Genomic DNA, 21,129 nt, shown 5'->3' on the forward strand with positions numbered 1-21,129 from the left:
GAAGGATATAACATCTTATCTTTAAAACAACGGGACGCATAAAATGCGTCCCGTACAGTATTATTATAATTTAGATTTCTCACTTGAGAAAAATTCTTTTGTTAACTTCAAAACAATTCCACTTAATGCTAACAATCCAATTAAGTTAGGAATTGCCATTAAACCATTCAATGTGTCTGCCAAAGCCCATATAGGTTCTAGTCCTCCAATAGCTCCAACTACTATAAAAGGAATCCAAACAATTCTATAGAACATTATTGATTTTGGTCCTACAAGATATTCAAGACATCTTTCGCCGTAGTATTCCCATCCAATTATAGTTGAAAATGCAAATAATGTTACACCAATAGTTACAATGTATCCACCGCCAGGTAGAGATGCACCAAAGGCTGTTGTAGTAAGTTCTGCTCCAGATAAACCTGTTTCCCATATGCCAGAAGTTATGATTACTAGAGCCGTAATAGTACAAATACATATAGTATCAGCGAAAACCTCAAATACGCCCCAAAGACCTTGACGTACAGGATGGTCAGTTGTTGCTGCAGCATGGGCAATAGGAGCACTACCTAAACCGGCTTCATTAGTGAAAACACCACGAGCTACTCCAAATCTAACAGCATTTGCTATTGTAACTCCAGCAAATCCACCAACTGCTGCTTGACCAGTAAATGCACTTTTAAATATTAATGCGAAAGCTGTAGGAATTGCAGAAGCATTTACTATAATTATTATTAAACCACCTAAAATATAAATTGCAGCCATGAAAGGAACTAATTTTTCTGTAAAAGCACCAATTCTTTTTATTCCACCGACAATAACAAGTGCAGTTAACACTGCTAGTACAATTCCTGTTATCCATGGATTAAGGTTGAAAGATGTTTGAAGTGAAGCTGCAACAGAGTTAGATTGTACCATGTTACCTATACCAAAGGCAGCTAGAGCACCGAATACAGCAAATATTACTGCTAACCAATTCCAACCAAGACCATTTCTAATATAGTACATTGGTCCACCTATAAAACGACCGTCTTCAGTTTTCTCTCTATACTTAATAGCTAGTACAACCTCTGCAAATTTAGTAGTCATTCCAAATATTGCAGCTAACCACATCCAGAAGACCGCACCTGGACCACCTGAAGCAATAGCAGTGGCAACACCGGCAATATTACCTGTACCAACTGTTGCAGCAAGGGCAGTAGCAACAGCCTGGAACGCAGTAACCTCTCCCTCACCTGTTTGATCCTTTGCAAACATCTTCATAAGAGTGTTCTTTAGGATGTAACCTAATTTGCGAACCGAGAAAAATCCGGTTCTTAGAGTAAAATAAATACCTGTACCTACGATTAATACTAACATAGGTGGTCCCCAAACAAAGTTGTTAACAGCTGAGTTGAGTTCCATAATAAAATCCATATAATACCTCCATTTTCTTTTTTCCTAAACAACTTAGTAGTTATCTAGTTATTTATGTTAACCAAATACTTAATATAAAATTTATTAAAATATAAGTTAGATGAGATCAAGTATTTAGTGCACATATTAAAAAATATAATTACAGTTTTATGATAACGTTATTTTATTATAGCATAACTAGAAAATATTTTCAATAAAAAATAAATGACATAAACTTCATAAACATAAGTTTTTTTAAATATTATTATCATAGAAAGATACGATATAAAGAAATAGTCATATAAATTAAGTGTTATTTACATTTTTTTAATAAAATAATTTAAATGTTGTATTTGCAACAAAATACAATACTACATTTTTCAACAATATTACAGAAAAAATGCATTATAAACAGCTTTAAATTAAAAAAATGTCGAAATTTGTTATTTTATTTTCAATATTTATACACTGTATACAGTTCTATATATGCTATCTAATGTTATACGATTTGATATTATAACAAATATGTTTAAAATATTATTTTAAGGGTATTTATATTATATAAGTTTTTAACATATAGGAGGGAAGAATGAAAATTTATGATTTTGTAGTAAAAGATGCTAAGGGTAAAGATGTATCCTTATCAGAATATAAAGAAAAAGTTTTGCTTGTAATAAACGGAGCAACAGGTTGTGGCTTTACACCACAATACGACGGACTTCAGGGCCTTTATGAAAAATATAAATCTAAAGGATTTGAAATCTTGGATTTTCCAAGCAACCAGTTTTTAGAGCAAGCACCAGGAACTAATGAGGAAATAGTAGGATTTTGTAAATTGAATTTTGGTGTGGGTTTTAAACAATTTTCTAAAGTTAATGTTAATGGGGAAAAAGAAGCACCTTTATATAATTACTTAAAGACTACGGCAGAAGAATTTAGAAATGAAGATACACTTGATTTCTATAAAAAGGTAAATGAATATACACCTGATATTAAGAATAATGATATTAGATGGAATTTTACTAAGTTTCTCATTGATAAAAAAGGAAATGTTGTTGGCCGATTTGCACCTAACATTACACCTGAAGAAATTGAACAATATATTTCAAAATTAACTGAGAATGAAAATGTTGAAATTGTATGTCATTCAGATTTTTCTGATGGATGTATATAATTTAGCATTGTAGGGTATGTATTGTATGCATACCAAGGGACGCATACAATGCGTCCCTACAGTGTGATACTATTTTTTATCTTCTAAATACAAATCATCAAATTCAGGGTGGTTTTCAAACCAATCTATTGCATATGAACAAGTAGCATATGCTTTTTTGTTGGTTTTTTTTAGTTCATTAACTAAAGCAGTAATTAGCTTATTTGCCACGCCCTGGCCGCGGAGTGATGTGTCAACATAAGTATGGTTAATATTAACCTCATTTTTAGAGATGGAAGGAAATGTTATTTCAGCAATACACTTTCCATCGCTAGATTCAAGATAAATTCTATTTTCCTCATATTTAAAATCCATTTTAAAAACTCCTTTCAATTAATTTACTTATCAATATTAGTTAGATTACACATAATTATTATATTTCTTTTCTTATGAACTCATGCAATTTAAACGATACAACATTATTTGAGTAATGTCAATTAGTAAAAAAAAAATAATTTATGTAACATATGTTACATAAATTATTGTAATTCTCATTTATCATTTAACTATAGCAATTAAGAAAATTAAATTTATGGAGGAATTATAATGGAAAATGCAATGTTTTGTTATCAATGTCAGGAAACAGCAGGTTGTACTGGATGTACAAAAGTTGGTGTATGTGGAAAACCAGCAGAAGTTGCAAGAATGCAGGATTTGTTAATTTATACAACCAAAGGATTATCAGAGATAACTACTAGATTAAGAGCTGAAGGCAAGGAAGTAGAAGCAGATATTAATCATTTAGTAACACTAAACTTATTCACTACAATAACAAATGCAAATTTTGACAATAATGTATTTTATGACAGAGTTAATATGACTTTAAATGTAAAAAGAGATTTATTAACTAAATTAGATAATAAAGAAAATTTAAGTGAGGCAGCATTATGGGATTCAGAAAATGATACTGAATTTGATAAAAAAGCTAGAACAGTTGGCGTTTTAGCTACAGAAAATGAAGATATCAGAAGTTTAAGAGAACTAATAACATATGGACTTAAAGGAATGGCTGCTTATATGAAGCATGCTAATGCATTAGGATATGATGAGGAGAATGTAAATACTTTTATGCAAAGTACTCTTGCTAAGTTATTGGATGAATCTATATCAGTTGATGCTTTAATAGGTTTAACTTTAGAAACTGGTAAGTTTGGTGTTGATGGAATGGCTTTATTAGACAAAGCGAACACTAGCACTTATGGCAATCCTGAAATAACAAAAGTAAACATAGGCGTTGGGAAAAACCCTGGTATATTAATTTCAGGTCATGATTTAAAGGACTTAGAGGCACTTCTTGAACAAACAAAAGGAACAGGAATAGATGTTTATACACATGGAGAAATGTTACCAGCACACTATTACCCAGAATTTAAGCAATATGATAATTTTGTTGGTAATTATGGTAATGCATGGTGGAAACAAAAGGAAGAATTTGAAAGTTTTAATGGACCAATATTAATGACAACTAATTGTATTGTACCACCTAAGGACAGTTATAAAGATAAATTGTTTACTACAGGTTCAGCAGGATATCCAGGATGCAAACATATAGCAGGTGAAAGCGGAGATAAAAAAGACTTTACTGAAATAATTGAACTTGCTAAAAAATGTCAAGCTCCAACAGAAATTGAAACGGGTGAAATAGTAGGTGGTTTTGCTCATGAACAAGTATTTGCTTTGGCTGATAAGGTTGTAGATGCCGTTAAGTCAGGTGCAATAAAGAAATTCTTTGTAATGGCTGGTTGCGATGGTAGAGCAAAATCAAGAAATTATTATACAGAATTTGCAAAAGCTTTACCAAAAGATGCGGTTATTTTAACTGCAGGTTGTGCAAAATATAAATATAATAAATTGGATTTAGGTGATATTGGGGGAATTCCAAGAGTATTAGATGCTGGTCAATGTAACGATTCATACTCATTAGTTTTAATAGCTTTGAAATTGAAAGAGATATTCGAATTACAAGATGTTAATGAATTACCTATAGCATATAATATAGCTTGGTATGAACAAAAAGCTGTTATTGTATTGTTATCACTATTATATCTTGGAGTAAAGAATATCCATTTAGGACCAACATTACCAGCCTTCTTATCACCAAATGTTGCCAATGTATTAGTAGAAAACTTTGGGATATCAGGAATTGGTACTGTAGAAGATGATTTAAAAATATTCTTAGGATAATGTAGGAAACGCATTGTATGCGTACCGAATCAATGTATGGGACGATTATAAGCGCCCCGAAAAAAGGAGTTGAAAAAAATGAAAGAAATAACTAAAGACATGGTAATCGGAGAAGTATTGCAAATTGATAGAGGATTAGCTGAAATTTTAATGAAGGCTGGAATGCATTGTTTAGGATGTCCATCTTCACAAATGGAAACTATTGAAGAAGCTGCAATGGTACATGGATTTAAAGCAGATGATTTAATTGCAGAGTTGAATAAATATCTGAAATCTGCTGAATAAGACTGCGCATGTCTAACTCCATTTTATGCGACAAAGGAGCGAATAAATTAGTGAATGAGACTGCGTAATATTGATATAATATAAATGAGCATGAGAAATTCATGCTCATTTTATAAAAAGACATTTAATAATGGAGGTAATATGAGCGCATTTTTAGGACCAATACATTTTTGGTTATACAATAAAATCAAAATACAAAATGATATAGTAGAAGATATTATAAGTTTAGCAGAAAGTGAAAACTTAAATGAAGATTTAAGAAATAATTTATATGAACAATTCGGTGATGGAAATTTGAAACCTTTAGAAGAGGTTATAGATGTTACAAATATACATGGTTGGTTGCAAGAGAGGGTTTCACAGGTTGAATATAAATTAGCTTATGTAGTTACAGAGATGCTTAATAAAAAACCGGAAATGATTGAAAAACTTAAAATATTGTTTAAAAATATGGCGACGAGGGTAACTAATATAAATCAAGAAACTAGTTTAAATGATGCATTTAAAGCTATTAATGATATATTATTAGATGGAATGCCATGCGATCATGCTAATGTTGTTTTAAAACAACAAGATGATGAAATAATATGGAAAAGAAATGTATGCGTTCATCATGAATATTGGGACGCTGCAGAAGGAGACGTAGCAAATTATTATAAACTAAGAGAAGAATTTGTTAAAGGCTTGTTAAGTAATAGTAATATTAATTATGAAAAACTAGATGATGTAACAAGTAAAATATCGAGGAGATAAACATGAATAGCATTGAGTTAATGGTTAAAGAACATGAAAATATCAGTCGTATGTTAAAAGTCGTTCGTAAAGCTTGTTATGGAATTTTAAAAGGTGATGAAATAAATTACGATGACTTCTATAAGATAATTGAGTTTATAAAAAAATATGCCGATGATCATCATCATGGAAAGGAAGAAAAATTTCTATTCAAGAAGATGCAATCAAACTTAGGAAGAATAGGAGAAAATTTAATTACACATGGAATGCTTGTAGAGCATGATTACGGTAGAATGCATATGAGTGAATTAATAGATGCATTGAACAGGGTTAAAAGTGGAGATGAAGAAAGTAAACTTGATGTAATAAGTTATGCAGTTGGATATACTAATCTTTTAACCAGACATATTGAAAAAGAAAATGTTGCAGTTTATAAATATGGAGAAAATAATCTCTCAAAAGAAATTATTGATGAAATAAATAGAGAAACTGCAAATTTTGAAAAAGAAGCAGAAGAAAAGGGCATACAAAAATACTATTTGGATATTTTAACAAATTTAGAAAAGAAATATCTTTCTTAAAATAATTTTATATATATTGCAAATACTATATAAAAAATATGGAGGAAATAATGAATTTTAGAAATGTAGAAGGAAGTATAGTATTTAATAATAATCAATTCACAAAAAGGATATTATTTAATGATGATGAAGTATTAAGTTTTGTATTGAACTTTAAACCAGGTCAAACACTATCAACTCATAAACATGAAAATTCGGCAGTATCATTTATAGTACTTCAAGGAAAAGGTGAAGTGCAGGTAAATGATGAAGTTCAAAGAATCCAAAAAGGTTCAGTAGTACTTGCAAAAGGAAAAGATGAATTTGGTATACCAAAAGTAGAAGAGGATTTGTCTATTTTTGTAACAGTTACTCCTAAGCCAAATAACACTAAATTTTCACAAGAAATAGGATGAAATCAAGCTCATTTTATAAGATAGGCTTAGCCTGAGCATATCTTAAAAGATGAGCTAATTTTACATAGCTATATGCTTTAAGATAAAATATTGTAATGAACAATACAGAAAAAAATAAATAAAGGAGGAATATCTATGTTTAAAATTACAGATACAGTAAGTTGGGTTGGTAAAATTGATTGGGAGTTAATCAGGTTTCATGGAGATGAATACTCTACACATAAAGGATCGTCCTATAATTCTTATTTAATAAAGGATGAAAAAACAGTTTTAATAGATACTGTTTGGCAACCTTTTTCAAAGGAATTTGTTGCAAATTTAAAAAATGAGGTTGATTTAAAAAAGATTGATTACATAATTATGAATCATTCTGAAGTCGATCATGCTGGAGCTCTTGCAGATTTGATGAAAGAAATTCCTGATACTCCTATTTATTGCACAAAAAATGGTGTAAAAATAATAAAAGGTCTTCACCATAAAGATTGGAATTTTGTAGAAGTTAAAACAGGAGACACACTAGATATTGGCAAAAATAAACTAGTTTTTGTTGAAGCAAGAATGCTTCATTGGCCAGATACAATGATGACTTATATGTCAGGAGAAAATATTCTTTTCAGTAATGATGCTTTTGGCCAACACTATGCTTCAGAACTTATGTATAATGATAAAGTAGATAATGATGAATTATATTATGAGGCTATTAAGTATTTTGCTAATATTTTGACTCCGTTTAGTAAATTTGTAATAAATAAAATAGATGAAGTTGTTGCATTAAATATTCCTATTAATATGATATGTCCAAGTCATGGAGTTATTTGGAGAGACAATCCATCTCAAATCATAAATAAATATGTTGAATGGGCAAAAGGATATCAAGAAAATCAAATAACAATTATATATGATACTATGTGGAATGGAACTAGGAGAATGGCTGAAACTATTGCAGAAGGAATAAAAGCTAAAGACGATGATATTGCTATAAAAATATATAATTGTGCAAAAAGAGATAAGAATGATATTATCACAGAAATTTTTAAATCTAAGATGATATTAGTAGGATCTTCTACTATAAATAATGGAATACTCTCAGCTACGGCTGGTTTATTAGAAATGATAAAGGGTCTTAAGTTTATAAATAAAAAGGCTGCTGCCTTTGGATGTTATGGTTGGAGTGGTGAATCAATTAAAATTATAACTGAAGAATTGCAGAAAGCTAAATTCGAAGTCATTTCAGATGGTATTAGAGAATTATGGATGCCAGATGATGAAGCTTTAGATAGATGTAGAAAATTTGGTGAAAGTATTTTAGAAAATTAAAATGGTAATAGTATAATTAATTCCTCTTATTCGGTCGTTAATAAGAGGAATTTTTATTTATTTAAATTATAACGAGGTGAAGATTTCCCCACCTCGTTGAAGTGGTGTGAGGCAATTGCTTTCGATACTTAAATAATATGTTTTTCAAATTACTTATCTTTGTATAATATAAAAGAAATTTATAAATAATGATGTTTGACAAATAAAATAGGAAAGTAATAGAAGATTGATATTTACAATAAAAATTTAACAATATATGTAAAAATGTGTATAAAAAAATAGTTAAATAAGCTACTTATTATTCAAACTTCGCCCGATTTTTTGTAAAAAGTCAATTATAATAAATATCAGTTACCATAAGAAAAGTATTTTTATTCTTTTTAGGAATTTGTTTATATAGCATTTATAATAATGGGGGTGTGTATATGAAAAAAATTAAAAATCTTACTAATGGATGAAGTCAATATAGCGATTTAAGACAAATTGTATTTACTTTTTTTGATTCTTATTATAATAGAGACCGTTTGAAATTATACAGTTACTTAGACACATTATTTCAACGCAAAGTACCCTTGAATTATTTTCTTATTCATCCTGATTTTGATATAGATTTAGGTAAGCTTGTTGAAGTTACTAGTATCGAAATGAAAGGAGCAAAAAATTTGGCTTTCATTGAATGCATAATAGAAGTACATCAAAAAAGAAAAATAGTTGTAATCACTTTAAAGTCAGATTTTGGGGGCTGGAAAATTGAGGGGGAAAGTTTATTTGGATGATGATATTAATGTACAAACTCCCTATTTTTTTGTTAAGAGAGATAATTATTAATTAGTTGCTTAACAACTGATTGAATAATAAATAAAGGAGGAACTATATGTTAAAGAAAGGTTTGACGCTATTTATTTCAATTGCAATGGTGTTATCAATGTTAGTCCCATCAGTTTATGCTGTGGAACCAACAACTGTCTATCTAGATAGTGATAGGACTTATAGTGAACAAGACATAACCTTTGACCCAATTGAATATAAAAATCCTTTTGGAGCAGTACAAGTTCAAGAGGAAGCAGAAGAAAAAAATTATGGGATACAAAGCATATCAACATCACTAGTAGAAAGTGAAATAGTTACAGGTTCAGCAGTAACTGGAACTGCTATTTTAGGAATTACTACAAGTACTAATCTTCTTTCAATGTCAGAGGCAAGGAAAGTTGAAGTAGTTGTAACAGTTGGATATGCTCCAGATTTAGAGAATTTAGAATGGACTTTTGGAGGACTTTTATTTGAAGAATGGAAAACATTTGAAAGTAGTACAGGTGAATACACTGGAAATCCATTTATTTACTTTGAAGTAGAACCATATATACAAGATAACACTATAAGAGCTATTATTCAATGTGATTTACCTTATAAAACAACTAATTTACAAGGAAGACCATATCCAAGAAGAGTATTTCCAGAATTGCTTGGAGAATATAATTTAGCAGTTACTGATAAATTTACGAATACTACTGTAAAAACTGCTTTGAAACTAAATGCTTATGATTCATATCATACATATGATGAAATATTATCAGATATTGATAGAATTATTGAAATTGCTAAAGAAGACAGATATTTAGAATATGATCCAATTGGTAAATCATTTGAAGGCAGGGATATACCATTTGTAATACTTGCAAGAGAAAAAGATGATTTGAATACATATTTAAATGATACTTTACCTAAGATGTTAGAGGATCCTGTTTCATTTATTAATAGTATAAATGATGGTATGGCAGGTGAATACAAACCAGTTATTTGGTTTAATAATATACACTCTGATGAGGCTAATGGCGTTGATGCGCAGATTGATATGTTGGAACAGTTGGCCACTCAGGAAACAATATCGTTTGATACTTTTGAAGACTTAGATGATGTTGAAGGCAAAGATAAGTTAAGAAATGAAAATGAAGCTGAAATAAGAACAGCAACTTTGGATGTTCAGAATTTATTGGATAATTATATAGTGTTATTTAGCTTGAATAACAATCCTGATGGTAGATATTATAACAGTAGGGAAACAGTACATGGATTTGACCCTAACAGAGATCCAGGCTATCAAACACAAGTGGAGATGGCACAGGTAACTGAAAGGATAGCTAAATGGTCTCCGATGATAATAAATGATTTTCATGGTTTTGTTTCTCAATTTTTAATTGAGCCATGTACACCTCCTCATGATCCAAACTTTGAATATGATTTGTTAATGGAAGGTATGATAGACCATGCTTATGCTATGGGAAGAGCAGGCATAAGCAACACAAAATATAATAGCTTCATTATACCAATGTATGATTATGGCTCTGGTTGGGATGATGGAGCTCCAATGTATGCAGCTGTATTTGGAATGATGCACGGAGCTTTGGGCCATACAATTGAAATACCCGAATTGAATCAAGTATCCAATGATGCATTTATGTATGCTGGCTTTGGTTCATTACATTATGCATTACAAAATAAAGAAAAATTATTCTTAAATCAATTAGAAATTTACAAAAGAGGTATTGAAGGTATTGATTCACATAATGTGGATGAGTGGTTAATTAATTCTAAACGTGAAGTAATCGGAAGACCTAGAGGAGATAACGAAAATTTCTTCCCTGAATATTTTGTAATACCTATAGATAATAATTTGCAGAAAAATTCATTAGCAGCATATGAAATGATTCAATATTTATTGAGAAATGGCATTAAAGTTGAAAAGGTTATCACTCCTTTAGAAATTGATGATGTAACATATCCATCAGGAACATTTGTAATACCAATGCGTCAAGCTAAGCGTGGTCTAGCAAATTCTGTATTATATGATGGTTCTGACTTTTCTGATTGGGATGCTATGTATGCGGAAGTTACAATGTCATTTCCTGATTTAAGAGGGTTTGATAAATATGAAGTTAGAGTTAAAGATGCTTTTAAGGGAAAAACTCAAAGTATAAATGAAGTAACTATACCAACTACTGATATTTCTTGTGAAGAAGAACAACTTGTAATTAGAAATACAAATAATGATGCAATTAGGGCAGTAAACGAACTCCTTGCCAATAATAGGCAAGTTCAATTAGTGTATTCGACAGGAGAAAATATCAAAAAAGGTGATTTTGTAGTAAATAAAGAAGATCTTCGAGAAATCAAAAATAAATACTACTTAGTATTATTACCTTACACTGAAGAATGTACCCTTAAACTATTAAAACAACCTAATATAGCAGCGATTGGAAATGAATTGATATATGTCTTAGAACAACAGTTAGGGTTTAAATTAATTGATTCAATTGATAATGCAGGTGTAATTGTGGATGCTTCAAGTAGTGCTTTAAGCAATGAATTGCATGAAGCTATACTAGAAGGTACATCTTATATAGGTGTTGGAGGCAACCCAATATATGCTATTGAGAGAGCTGAACTTCTTCCTGGACTTAAAAGAGGCAGAACTGGATATAGCCATGAAGGAGTTTTAAAAGCAGTTATAGACACTGACAGTGTTATAACTGGAAACTATAATGAAAATGATGTTTTATATAACAAGTCAGGTTCATGGATAGAAACTGTTCCAGAAACATCTACAATATTGGCTAGTTTAAGTGATTCAGATGATTTTTACAAAGCTGGATGGTGGCCAGGTCATGATGCTGCAAAAGGAAAACCATATATCATTCAGGACAAAGTTGGAGATGCAAAAATAACATTGTTTGCTAATCATATAGCAAATAGAGCTCATCCATCACATCAATACAGAATGCTTGCAAATGCAATTTATGATAGTGCAAGTGGTGGTAAGGAACATGGATTAGGGATAGAATTTATTGATACAAGTGATTCTTTCAAACTTGGTGGAGATGCAGATGTTACTGTCGAAATAACAAATAATGCTAATAATAATTTAGATTCAACATTGATCGTTGCTCTTTATAATAAAACAAATAATATGATGATTAATTATTCATATATTAACAAAAGTTTAAATCCTGGAGATGTTGAAAGAATTACTACTGGATTTAAAATTCCTACAACAGGTGAGTATAAAGTAAAGGCTTTTGTTTGGGATAACTGGGAAAATGCTATACCGCTATCTGACATATTGGAAATAGATGTTTTAAAGTAAAATATAAATAATTATATCCCATTGAAAGGAGGAATATAATGAAAGAGTATAAAATACTATTTTGTATTATGTTAGTATTATTACTTGTTTTTACACCTGTTAATCATGTGGTAGTACAGGGTTTAACTAATTTAACTGAAATTAAAAATATAGAAGTAGAGATAAAGAAAAAGAATGTAAACATAATGGGAAAATTAGACGAAAAAAATGAAGATATAACAATAATTGTATATAGAAATAGTGATAATGCTAGATCATATATAGACCAAAGTAAGACGAACAGTGAAGGAGAATTCAATTTTGAATTTGCATTGCAAAATGGAAAATATTCAGCAAAAATTAGCACAAATAATAGGCAGTATACTTTGGAAGATATAAATGTGTCTTCAAGTGGTGGAGGCAGTAGCGGAGGAAGTAATGAAGACAATGATGTTGAGAATGATGTGCCTGATGATGACGAAATTGAAATTAAATACCCTACTGATATAGAAGGACATTGGGCAGAGGAAAACATCAAAGGTCTAATTAAACTAAATGCTATTGTTGGATATCCTAACAATACGTTTAAGCCAAATAATAATATTACAAGAGCTGAATTTGCAACTATTTTAGTAAAGGCTTTTGACTTAGAATCTAAAAGTACAACTATATTTAATGATACTATAGATCATTGGGCAAAGGAATATATATCTGTTGCTGCTGGTAATGGAATTATTCTAGGCTATGGTGAAAACTTATTTGGTCCAGATGATTTAATAACTAGAGAACAAATGGCAGTAATGATTGTTAAGTCAATGAAGATAGATTTATCTTCAAATGATACTTTATTTGTAGATAGTACTAAAGTATCTGAATGGGCTCAGGAGTATGTGTCAACTGCAGTGAATTCAGAAGTAATTGTAGGCTATCCTGATAAAACTTTTAAGCCACAGGCAAATGCTACTAGAGCAGAAGCTGTAACAGTTATAATGAACGGACTTAGGATTATATCAAATTAACATCAAAGATAAACCGTTGAAAATTAACGGTTTATCTTATATTTTCTAAACTTACAATATCTGTAACTGTAATATTTCTCTGTCCTTTAAGTTTAATCCAGCCATTATCTTGAAAAAATGATAATTTTCGGCTTAAAGTTTCTTGTGATGTTCCAATTAGTGAGGCTAAATCTCCTTTGCTGACAGGTAATGTGATTTCATATTCGTTATTTTTGTTTTCAATTTCATTTTTTTCGATTTCTAGCAATAAATAATTAGCTATTCGCTGTTCTACATCTCGAAGTCCTATTTGCTCTATGAGTTCTTCTGATTCTTCAATTCTCTCGGTGTACCTTTGGAGAAATTTTAGTGATATTTCAGGCTTTTGTAATAGTAATTCTTTAATCCTTGTTCCGCGTATAATACAAATTTCTGTTGGTTGTAAAGCTTCAGCAGTATTATTTAATATAGTTTTGCTAAATAAGGAAAGTTCACCCATAAAGTCTCCTGGTTCAAGTATACGTAATATCTGTTCTTTACCTAGTATAGATATTTTAGATATTTTCACCATACCACTGTTTACTACAAATAAGTTGTCAAAAGAATCTCCAGGCGTAAAAATGATATCACCCTTTCTATATTTCTTATGTGAAGATGAATCCATTATATCTTTTTTTTCTTCAGGCGTTAGTTCGTGAAATATAGGTATATTATCTATGCAATAATGTCCATGATTATTGCAGCTATTACAAGTTTTCATATATCCTCCTTTAACAATCTAAGAACTTTTCACCTTATCATATCAAGTAATTCATTATTTTTCAATTTTTTTATGATTTCAATGATTGTTAAAATTTTTATTAAGTTGATATACACAATTGTTTAAGTTATAATGTTTATTAAAATAAAAAATATGTAATAGGAGAAATATAATGGAAATTAAAAATGTTGCTTTAATAGGTATGGGTGCTATTGGTACTGTTTATGGAAACTTACTATATAAAAGTTATGGATCCAATTTTGCTGTAATATCTGGCCAGACACGTAAGGAAAAATTAAAGAAAAATGGTTTCACAATAAATGGAAACACTTTTTATCCACATATAATTTCTAGTGGTGATGAAAATACTAAATTTGATTTAATAATATTTTGTGTTAAAAATTATCAACTTGAAGAAGCTATTGAAGATGTAAGAAGTTATGTAGGGAAAAACACTATTATGATTACATTTTTAAATGGTGTAACTGCTAGAGATAGAATATTATCGGCTTATCCAGAAAACAAGGTTCTATATGGATTGTCAATGAGGATAGATGCTGAGAGGACAAGTGAAGGTGTTGTCAATACTGAAGATGGTGAGATACAGTTTGGAAATGCTGATAATACAATTATTGCTTCAGAAGTTCAGGCGGTTCAAGATTGTTTAAATAAGGCGAACATAAAAAATAAAATTTTCCCAGACATGATTCGAACAATATGGAAAAAATTCATGTTAAATGTAGGAGTAAATCAAGTAACAGCAGTTACTAGAGCGCAATATGGAAAAGTAACCAGTGTTGAAACAAATCTTATTATATTTAAGGAAGCAATGCTTGAAGTATTAGATATAGCTAAAGCATCTAAAATTGATTTAAGAAATGAAGATGTGGAAAATTTTATAACATTAATGAATAGTTTTTCTCCTAATGGAAAAACATCTATGCTTCAGGATATAGAAGGCAAGAGACGTACAGAAGTTGATTATTTCGCTGGCACGGTTATTAATATGGGAAAAGAGCTTAACATACCTACACCCATAAATCATGTACTTTATTGCATTATTAAATCTTTAGAAGAATTATATTAAATTTCTATTACTTAAATATGGACTGCATTAGAGAGCTTTTCGTTCAGCAAGATTGACAAAATTATTATGAAATTGTATAATAAATCAATATTAAGAAATAATTAAAACAGGACAGTGATGTCCTGTTTTTTAGAATAGGAGATTATATGAAGAAAAAAGTTATGGTTGCTATGAGTGGCGGTGTTGATAGTTCCGTTGCTGCAGTTTTGCTTAGAGACCAGGGCTATGATATTTGTGGAGCTACGTTAAAGTTATTTAGCAATGATGATATTGATGTATGTGACAGAAAAAGAACGTGTTGTTCTCTTGAAGATGTTGAGGATGCTAGACGTGTATGTTATAAATTAGGTATAGAGCATTTTGTTTTTAACTTTAAAGATACTTTTAAGGAAGAAGTTATTAATAAATTTGCTAACAACTATGAAATGGGAAATACACCAAACCCATGTATTGATTGTAATAGATATATTAAATTTAGTAAACTTATTCAAAGAGCAGTATTAATGGAAAAAGATTACATTGCTACAGGTCACTATGCACAAATTGAATTTGATAAAGCTAGTGGTAGATATTTATTAAAAAAAGCTGTAGATTTATCAAAAGATCAAAGTTATGTGTTGTATGTATTGACTCAGGATGATCTTTCAAGAACTCTTTTACCTTTAGGAGGTATGTTAAAAACAGAAGTTCGTAAAATTGCAGAAGAAAGAAATTTAATAAATGCTAGAAAGCCTGACAGTCAAGATATTTGTTTTGTTAAGGATGGTGATTATGGTAACTTTTTAGAGAATGTGATGGAAGTTAATTCTCCTAAAGGAAAATTTATTGACACTAAAGGTAATGTATTAGGCGAACATAAAGGCATAATTCATTATACGATTGGTCAAAGGAAAGGTTTAGGGTTAAGTCTTGGAAAACCTGCTTTTGTTATTAGCAAAAATAAAGACAAAAATACGGTTACCATAGGAAACGAAGAAGAGCTTTACACTAATAGATTAATTGCACATGATGTAAATTTAATTGCAGTTGATAGAATTCAATCTTCTATGAAAGCAACAGTTAAAACGCGATATTCACAAAAAGAAACACCAGCAACATTACATCAAATAGAGGATGGAAAAATTTTAGTGGAATTTAAAGAAAAACAACGAGCTGTTACGCCAGGTCAGGCAACTGTCTTTTATGATGGCGATATAGTTATTGGTGGTGGCACAATAATTTAATATTTAAAATAAAAAGATGGACGCTTTTATAGTTTCCATCTTTTGATTTCTTGTTATTATTTATTCTTCAGGTGAAAACATATCTTTTCCTACACCACATAATGGGCAAACCCAATCTTCTGGTAGTGCATCAAAAGATGTGCCAGGATCGATGCCGTTATCCGGATCTCCTTCTGCAGGGTCATAAACATACCCACATGCGTCACAAACATATTTTTGCATAATTTATCCTCCTTAGATAAAATTTTAAAGCTTATTACTATTGTAATATATTACTGATAATTGTCAATATTAATTTATATTTAAGTTTCCCCATTTTCAATTTTTAAAAACTTATGAAGCCACTAATTTAAAGTAGTTGAAGATATCAAATTGTTGTGATTTAATGTTTTTAGGTATAAAGCTTTGAATTCCAACTTTAGTTTTAACTAAAATGCTTTCTATAGCATAGCCAATGGCATAGTAAATAAACTTAGGAATGTCATAAATTCTCTTTGAACATTCCTTAAGTTCTTTAAAAAATATACTATCAGCTTTTTCAGATGTCATTATACCAATGTACCCAACAGTAATAGTTGCAAATAGATTAAAATTACGTATAGATTTTAAAGACCAAACTCTAATATCTTCAAAATCAAACTGCTGTTTTTTGAACTTAAAATATTCTTCAATACGCCATCTCGTTAAATACACTTTAGTTACTATAAGCGATATCTTTTTCTTTTCAGATGATTTTAAATTTGTAAGTAACATCATAGGAATCTGTCCAAAACCGTAAACTACTATTAAGGTTAATTCTTGTTTTGGAAATTCGCATAAACTAACAGGGATATAACTAATTTTACAGTCAATATTTTTTTTATTTTTCCCCTTGAATTTTAAACAATAATTACCTTTATACTTACTAACTACATCAAGAACATTTTGAGTTTTATCATTATAGATAACATTACGATTCATTTTTATACGTATTACAAAACGTTCTTTATTCTTAATAAAATATCTAAAATATTCATTTGCATCAAAGCCTCTATCTAATGTCCTTATGCATTTGTTTCCAAAATTTTCGCTAAGTGACTTTAAACATTTAATATTTTCATGAGTTTCACTGATAAATCCCTTTTCTTCTGCTGAAAATACTTTTTCATAAACGGGAAGAGGCATTTTTCTATTAGAAGTTAATACAGCAGCTTCGATTGTTTGGTACCCCTTTACTATTTTACCGGTACTACCGTCACGTACGTCAGCTAAAGCTTCTAACTTTTTACTGCATGGTTTTGCTATGTCTGAATTATCAACGACAATTACAGAATAATCATCTTTAATATTTTGTTTAACTATATCAACATAATTTTCCATAACCTGATCACCATCATCAAAATCATGAAGATTTCTTGACAAACGTTCAATAGTTTTTTTAAGAGTTATAGATTCTTTTAAAGAACGTGCAATTTCACTTAAATGAGTTTTATTTCCTTCGAGTAAACCGTAAATCATCTGTGTTAAGAACTTTATTTTAGGACGTTTTAAACCAGTAGAAATTTTATTTGAAAAATTTGAAATATCCCGTTTTAATTCATAAGCTAATCTGTTATAATTAATCATGCAAGAATGCTCCTTTGTTTAGTTTTTGGTTGCACATTAATTATAACATATAGGTGAGCATTTTTGCATTTTTTATTGTAAAATCAACAAATCTGTGTTTAACATTTTATTTTTTTTCTTAAATTGTGGATAACTAATATTATTTTCATTCTTTTATTTTAATCATGGTCTTGAAAAAATGGGGAAACTTAAATAATTTATAACGATGTAAAAATAAACAAAGTTAAATTATCGCTTTGTTGGAACGGTGTTATGAATTTATATAGTTAACAGTGAAAAGAATTATAGACACTTACAGTATTTATATATATAATACATTTATAAATAACAAATGCTGGAGAATAATATGGCAATAAATAAGGTTGTTATGGCTGCTTTGAAAGCAATATCTTATAGAGATATTGATGTTAAGGAAAATTATAAAATGCATAGAAATTTTGTTAATATAACTCGTAAACATTACCTGAAACCATTTTATAAAACAAGAGATGATGAAGTATATACTGATAACTATAAAATTCCTGTTAGAATATTTTCTCCTGAAGAAGAAGGAAATTATCCATGTTTACTCTTTTTTCATGGTGGAGGATGGGTAACTGGTAATATTGATAGTTATAACAAAGTTTGTACAAATATGTCAAAACTAACATGCCATAATGTTATTTCTGTGGATTATAGATTGGCACCGGAATATCCTTTTCCTGCAGCACTAGAAGATTGCTATGAAGTAGCTAAAAATTTGTTAAAAAATAAGGGGTCAAAATATAAAGATATTACTATTATTGGGGACAGTGCAGGTGGAAATTTGGCGGCAGCATTGTCATTATTAGCTAGGGATAAAAAGGAATTCAAAATTAGTAGACAAATATTAATTTACCCATCTACATATAATGACCACAGTGGAACATCACCATTTCCATCAATACATGAAAATGGTACTGATTATTTATTAACATCAAAGAGGATATCTGATTATACTCAACTTTATATTTCTAACAAAAATGATTTGCGAAATCCGTACTTTGCTCCGCTTTTAGCAGAAGATTTAACTAATCAACCAAAAACATTAATAATTACTGCTGAATACTGTCCTTTAAGGGATGAAGGCGAAGCATATGGAAAAAGGTTACGAGAAGCTGGGAATTATACTGAAATATATCGTATTAAAGATGGATTACATGGGTTTTTCGCACTTCCGCCTAGATTTCCACAAGTAAAATTATGCTATGATATTATAAATCGCTTTTTATGTGAGGTGAAATAATTGAAGAAAAGAAGGACTTATGAGTGGAGCAAATTAGATAATGCAGCAAAAATATTTCCTCCAAATAGCAAAAAAAGCGATACTAAAGTTTTTAGATTTGCTTGTGAATTGAAGGAGTCTATTCATAAGAAAGTTTTGCAAGATGCATTAGATGTAACATTAGAAGCTTTTCCATTATATAAATCTATAATTAAGAGTGGGTTGTTTTGGTTTTATTTCGAAGAAAGTCATTTTAGACCTATTGTAACAGAGGAAAATATTCCTCCTTGCACAACACTTTACGATAAGAATGATAAGAAACTATTGTTTAGAGTTATGTACTATAATAAACGTATTAGTTTTGAAGTTTATCATGCATTATCTGATGGTGCTGGAGCTTTGCAATTTTTCCGTACACTAATATATAATTATGTTTTATTAAAATATAGAAATGAATTTAAAGATGAAGTACCAATATTAGATTACGATGCATCGAGAATACAAAAGATGGATGATAGTTTTCAAAAATATTTTACAGAAAGTAAGTTAAAGAGGAAAGGCAAAAAAGTAAAGGCATACAGAATAAGAGGTCAGAAAATTCCTGAATATAGAATTAGGGTTACAGAAGGTGTTATGCCTGTAGACAGTATAATTGCTATAGTAAAAGAATATAAAACATCTCTTACTATTTTTCTTGCTGCTGTTTTAATGTGTTCCATAAATGAAGATATACCAGTTAGACTTAAAAAGAAACCTGTTATTTTAAGTATACCTGTTAATTTGCGGAATTTTTATTATTCCCAGACTGCTCGTAATTTTTTTGGAGTAATAAATGTAGATTATAATTTTGAAAAAGGAAGCAATGAACTAAGGGATGTAATTAGTCATTTAAATAATAGCTTTAAAAAGAATTTAACACCCGAACATTTAGGTCAACGTATTAATATGTTAGCATCTTTAGAGCATAATTATTTTTTAAGAGCTATACCACTTGTAATTAAAAATATAATATTACGAGTAGCAAATAATATTGCAGATAAAGGATATACTTCAACTTTATCCAACATTGGAATAATAAATATGCCCGAAGAAATAAAGCCATTCATTTCTTCATTTGATATATTTGTGAGTACTAACAAACTTCAGGCTTGTGTATGTTCCTTTGAGAACAATCTAAGGATAAGTTTTACATCAGCCTTTATTAATACAGAAATTCAAAGACATTTTTTTAGAACATTGACGGATATGGGAATTCCTGTTGAAATAGTATCAAATAAAATTGACGAAGAATAGGAAGTATAGTTATGAAATATTGTGATAATTGCAAGGTGAGCATTGAGGGTAAGTGGGAAAATTGTCCGTTATGCCAAGCAAAATTATCAGGAGATGATAAAGAACAAGAAGATACCTTTCCTGTAATTACCTTTGTGTATAAAGAACATACTAAGTTTTTTAAGGTTATGCTTTTAATTTCAATAATCATAGCATCTATATCAGTTTCTTTAAATATATTGGTTCCTCAAAGAGCGTGGTCACTGTTTATATTAGGAGGACTTGGTTCAGTTTGGGCAAGTCTTATTACTGCAATAAATAAAAGAAACAATATACCTAAAAATATAGTATATCAGGTAATGATTATTTCAGTTGTAGTTATTGTTTGGGACTTATTAACTGGATGGAAAGGATGGTCATTAGATTATGTGATACCATTTATTTGTGTGTTTGCTATGATTTCAATGGCCGTTATTTCCAAGGTTTTAAGACTTCATATAGAAGACTATTTGTTATACGTTATTATTGATGGAATGTTTGGAATCATCCCTATTATATTTCTTTTAATAGGATTTTTAAATGTTCTTTATCCTACTTTAATATGTATTGTAGGAAGTATAATATCCTTGTCAACTATTTTAATATTTGAAGGAGAAAGCTTAAAAGTAGAATTAAAGAAAAGATTTCATATGTAACAACGACTGTAGGGTATGCATTGTATG

At 29.7% G+C, this 21,129-nt stretch carries 20 protein-coding genes; 15 read left to right on the forward strand and 5 right to left on the reverse strand.

The genetic code is table 11. From position 1 onward, the window contains the following. Positions 1–63: 63 nt before the first annotated feature. Positions 64–1,413, reverse strand: a complete 1,350-nt coding sequence (locus tag U8307_RS09490; RefSeq protein WP_326907312.1) for an alanine/glycine:cation symporter family protein — start codon at positions 1,411–1,413, stop codon at positions 64–66. Positions 1,414–1,981: 568 nt separating this feature from the next. Between U8307_RS09490 and U8307_RS09495 the strand changes: the two genes are divergently transcribed. After that, positions 1,982–2,566 carry a glutathione peroxidase gene (locus U8307_RS09495; RefSeq protein WP_326907313.1) on the forward strand — a complete coding sequence of 195 codons (585 nt, stop codon included), beginning with the start codon at positions 1,982–1,984 and terminating at the stop codon, positions 2,564–2,566. A 69-nt stretch (positions 2,567–2,635) separates the two neighbouring features. Here U8307_RS09495 and U8307_RS09500 read toward each other — a convergent pair whose 3' ends face one another. Beyond that, the gene (locus tag U8307_RS09500) at positions 2,636–2,920 is read right to left on the reverse strand and encodes a GNAT family N-acetyltransferase (protein ID WP_326907315.1); all 285 of its coding nucleotides are present in this window, start codon (positions 2,918–2,920) and stop codon (positions 2,636–2,638) included. 231 nt (positions 2,921–3,151) lie between these two features. Between U8307_RS09500 and hcp the strand changes: the two genes are divergently transcribed. From hcp to U8307_RS09545, 9 genes are all read left to right on the forward strand, one after another. Beyond that, a complete protein-coding gene (gene hcp / locus U8307_RS09505) occupies positions 3,152–4,789 on the forward strand; it encodes a hydroxylamine reductase (RefSeq protein ID WP_326907317.1) in 1,638 nt (545 codons plus the stop codon). Between the two features lie 78 nt (positions 4,790–4,867). Continuing rightward, positions 4,868–5,074 (forward strand): DUF1858 domain-containing protein, encoded by a 207-nt coding sequence (locus U8307_RS09510; RefSeq protein ID WP_326907319.1) that lies wholly within the window; start codon positions 4,868–4,870, stop codon positions 5,072–5,074. A gap of 141 nt (positions 5,075–5,215) precedes the next feature. Further along, positions 5,216–5,827: a hypothetical protein gene (locus U8307_RS09515; protein ID WP_326907320.1), complete on the forward strand. Its 612-nt coding sequence runs from the start codon at positions 5,216–5,218 to the stop codon at positions 5,825–5,827. Positions 5,828–5,829: 2 nt separating this feature from the next. Then, a complete protein-coding gene (locus U8307_RS09520) occupies positions 5,830–6,387 on the forward strand; it encodes a hemerythrin domain-containing protein (RefSeq protein WP_326907322.1) in 558 nt (185 codons plus the stop codon). A 50-nt stretch (positions 6,388–6,437) separates the two neighbouring features. After that, positions 6,438–6,782, forward strand: a complete 345-nt coding sequence (locus U8307_RS09525) for a cupin domain-containing protein (RefSeq protein ID WP_326907324.1) — start codon at positions 6,438–6,440, stop codon at positions 6,780–6,782. A 135-nt stretch (positions 6,783–6,917) separates the two neighbouring features. Next, positions 6,918–8,099 (forward strand): anaerobic nitric oxide reductase flavorubredoxin, encoded by a 1,182-nt coding sequence (locus U8307_RS09530; protein ID WP_326907326.1) that lies wholly within the window; start codon positions 6,918–6,920, stop codon positions 8,097–8,099. Between the two features lie 524 nt (positions 8,100–8,623). Further along, positions 8,624–8,875 (forward strand): hypothetical protein, encoded by a 252-nt coding sequence (locus tag U8307_RS09535; RefSeq protein WP_326907329.1) that lies wholly within the window; start codon positions 8,624–8,626, stop codon positions 8,873–8,875. 98 nt (positions 8,876–8,973) lie between these two features. After that, the gene (locus U8307_RS09540; RefSeq protein WP_326907330.1) at positions 8,974–12,240 is read left to right on the forward strand and encodes a M14 family zinc carboxypeptidase; all 3,267 of its coding nucleotides are present in this window, start codon (positions 8,974–8,976) and stop codon (positions 12,238–12,240) included. 38 nt (positions 12,241–12,278) lie between these two features. Then, on the forward strand, positions 12,279–13,238 hold the full coding sequence (locus tag U8307_RS09545; protein WP_326907333.1) for an S-layer homology domain-containing protein: 960 nt from the start codon (positions 12,279–12,281) through the stop codon (positions 13,236–13,238). Positions 13,239–13,269: 31 nt separating this feature from the next. On the opposite strand, the gene U8307_RS09550 is transcribed toward U8307_RS09545, so the two are convergent. After that, complete coding sequence (locus U8307_RS09550; protein ID WP_326907335.1) at positions 13,270–13,977, reverse strand: Crp/Fnr family transcriptional regulator; 708 nt, start codon at positions 13,975–13,977, stop codon at positions 13,270–13,272. A gap of 172 nt (positions 13,978–14,149) precedes the next feature. Here U8307_RS09550 and U8307_RS09555 point away from each other — a divergent pair, with 172 nt between their 5' ends. Then, on the forward strand, positions 14,150–15,064 hold the full coding sequence (locus tag U8307_RS09555) for a ketopantoate reductase family protein (protein WP_326907337.1): 915 nt from the start codon (positions 14,150–14,152) through the stop codon (positions 15,062–15,064). A gap of 146 nt (positions 15,065–15,210) precedes the next feature. Then, on the forward strand, positions 15,211–16,287 hold the full coding sequence (mnmA, locus tag U8307_RS09560) for a tRNA 2-thiouridine(34) synthase MnmA (RefSeq protein WP_326907339.1): 1,077 nt from the start codon (positions 15,211–15,213) through the stop codon (positions 16,285–16,287). Between the two features lie 60 nt (positions 16,288–16,347). Here mnmA and rd read toward each other — a convergent pair whose 3' ends face one another. Both rd and U8307_RS09570 read right to left on the reverse strand, forming a co-directional pair. Then, positions 16,348–16,509, reverse strand: coding sequence for a rubredoxin (rd, locus tag U8307_RS09565; protein ID WP_326907341.1), 162 nt, complete (start codon positions 16,507–16,509; stop codon positions 16,348–16,350). Between the two features lie 111 nt (positions 16,510–16,620). Then, positions 16,621–17,892 (reverse strand): transposase, encoded by a 1,272-nt coding sequence (locus tag U8307_RS09570; protein ID WP_326907343.1) that lies wholly within the window; start codon positions 17,890–17,892, stop codon positions 16,621–16,623. Between the two features lie 346 nt (positions 17,893–18,238). Here U8307_RS09570 and U8307_RS09575 point away from each other — a divergent pair, with 346 nt between their 5' ends. From U8307_RS09575 to U8307_RS09585, 3 genes are read left to right on the forward strand one after another with little or no spacing between them, the layout of a single operon-like run. Further along, entirely contained in the window at positions 18,239–19,156 is a 918-nt protein-coding gene (locus U8307_RS09575; RefSeq protein WP_326907346.1) for an alpha/beta hydrolase, read from the forward strand. Then, entirely contained in the window at positions 19,157–20,428 is a 1,272-nt protein-coding gene (locus U8307_RS09580; RefSeq protein ID WP_326907347.1) for a hypothetical protein, read from the forward strand. Between the two features lie 11 nt (positions 20,429–20,439). Then, positions 20,440–21,102 (forward strand): DUF6320 domain-containing protein, encoded by a 663-nt coding sequence (locus U8307_RS09585; protein WP_326907348.1) that lies wholly within the window; start codon positions 20,440–20,442, stop codon positions 21,100–21,102. Positions 21,103–21,129: the final 27 nt, after the last annotated feature.

The sequence above is a fragment of the Sedimentibacter sp. MB31-C6 genome (assembly GCF_035934735.1).
In the GTDB taxonomy this organism is placed as follows: Bacteria; Bacillota; Clostridia; order Tissierellales; family Sedimentibacteraceae; genus Sedimentibacter.

What these genes read in the sequence shown, in the direction of transcription:
- U8307_RS09490 (WP_326907312.1), bottom strand. Translation starts at nt 1,413, where the DNA reads ATGGATTTTATTATGGAACTCAACTCAGCTGTTAACAACTTTGTTTGG.
- U8307_RS09495 (WP_326907313.1), top strand. Translation starts at nt 1,982, where the DNA reads ATGAAAATTTATGATTTTGTAGTAAAAGATGCTAAGGGTAAAGATGTA.
- U8307_RS09500 (WP_326907315.1), bottom strand. Translation starts at nt 2,920, where the DNA reads ATGGATTTTAAATATGAGGAAAATAGAATTTATCTTGAATCTAGCGAT.
- hcp (WP_326907317.1), top strand. Translation starts at nt 3,152, where the DNA reads ATGGAAAATGCAATGTTTTGTTATCAATGTCAGGAAACAGCAGGTTGT.
- U8307_RS09510 (WP_326907319.1), top strand. Translation starts at nt 4,868, where the DNA reads ATGAAAGAAATAACTAAAGACATGGTAATCGGAGAAGTATTGCAAATT.
- U8307_RS09515 (WP_326907320.1), top strand. Translation starts at nt 5,216, where the DNA reads ATGAGCGCATTTTTAGGACCAATACATTTTTGGTTATACAATAAAATC.
- U8307_RS09520 (WP_326907322.1), top strand. Translation starts at nt 5,830, where the DNA reads ATGAATAGCATTGAGTTAATGGTTAAAGAACATGAAAATATCAGTCGT.
- U8307_RS09525 (WP_326907324.1), top strand. Translation starts at nt 6,438, where the DNA reads ATGAATTTTAGAAATGTAGAAGGAAGTATAGTATTTAATAATAATCAA.
- U8307_RS09530 (WP_326907326.1), top strand. Translation starts at nt 6,918, where the DNA reads ATGTTTAAAATTACAGATACAGTAAGTTGGGTTGGTAAAATTGATTGG.
- U8307_RS09540 (WP_326907330.1), top strand. Translation starts at nt 8,974, where the DNA reads ATGTTAAAGAAAGGTTTGACGCTATTTATTTCAATTGCAATGGTGTTA.
- U8307_RS09545 (WP_326907333.1), top strand. Translation starts at nt 12,279, where the DNA reads ATGAAAGAGTATAAAATACTATTTTGTATTATGTTAGTATTATTACTT.
- U8307_RS09550 (WP_326907335.1), bottom strand. Translation starts at nt 13,977, where the DNA reads ATGAAAACTTGTAATAGCTGCAATAATCATGGACATTATTGCATAGAT.
- U8307_RS09555 (WP_326907337.1), top strand. Translation starts at nt 14,150, where the DNA reads ATGGAAATTAAAAATGTTGCTTTAATAGGTATGGGTGCTATTGGTACT.
- mnmA (WP_326907339.1), top strand. Translation starts at nt 15,211, where the DNA reads ATGAAGAAAAAAGTTATGGTTGCTATGAGTGGCGGTGTTGATAGTTCC.
- rd (WP_326907341.1), bottom strand. Translation starts at nt 16,509, where the DNA reads ATGCAAAAATATGTTTGTGACGCATGTGGGTATGTTTATGACCCTGCA.
- U8307_RS09570 (WP_326907343.1), bottom strand. Translation starts at nt 17,892, where the DNA reads ATGATTAATTATAACAGATTAGCTTATGAATTAAAACGGGATATTTCA.
- U8307_RS09575 (WP_326907346.1), top strand. Translation starts at nt 18,239, where the DNA reads ATGGCAATAAATAAGGTTGTTATGGCTGCTTTGAAAGCAATATCTTAT.
- U8307_RS09585 (WP_326907348.1), top strand. Translation starts at nt 20,440, where the DNA reads ATGAAATATTGTGATAATTGCAAGGTGAGCATTGAGGGTAAGTGGGAA.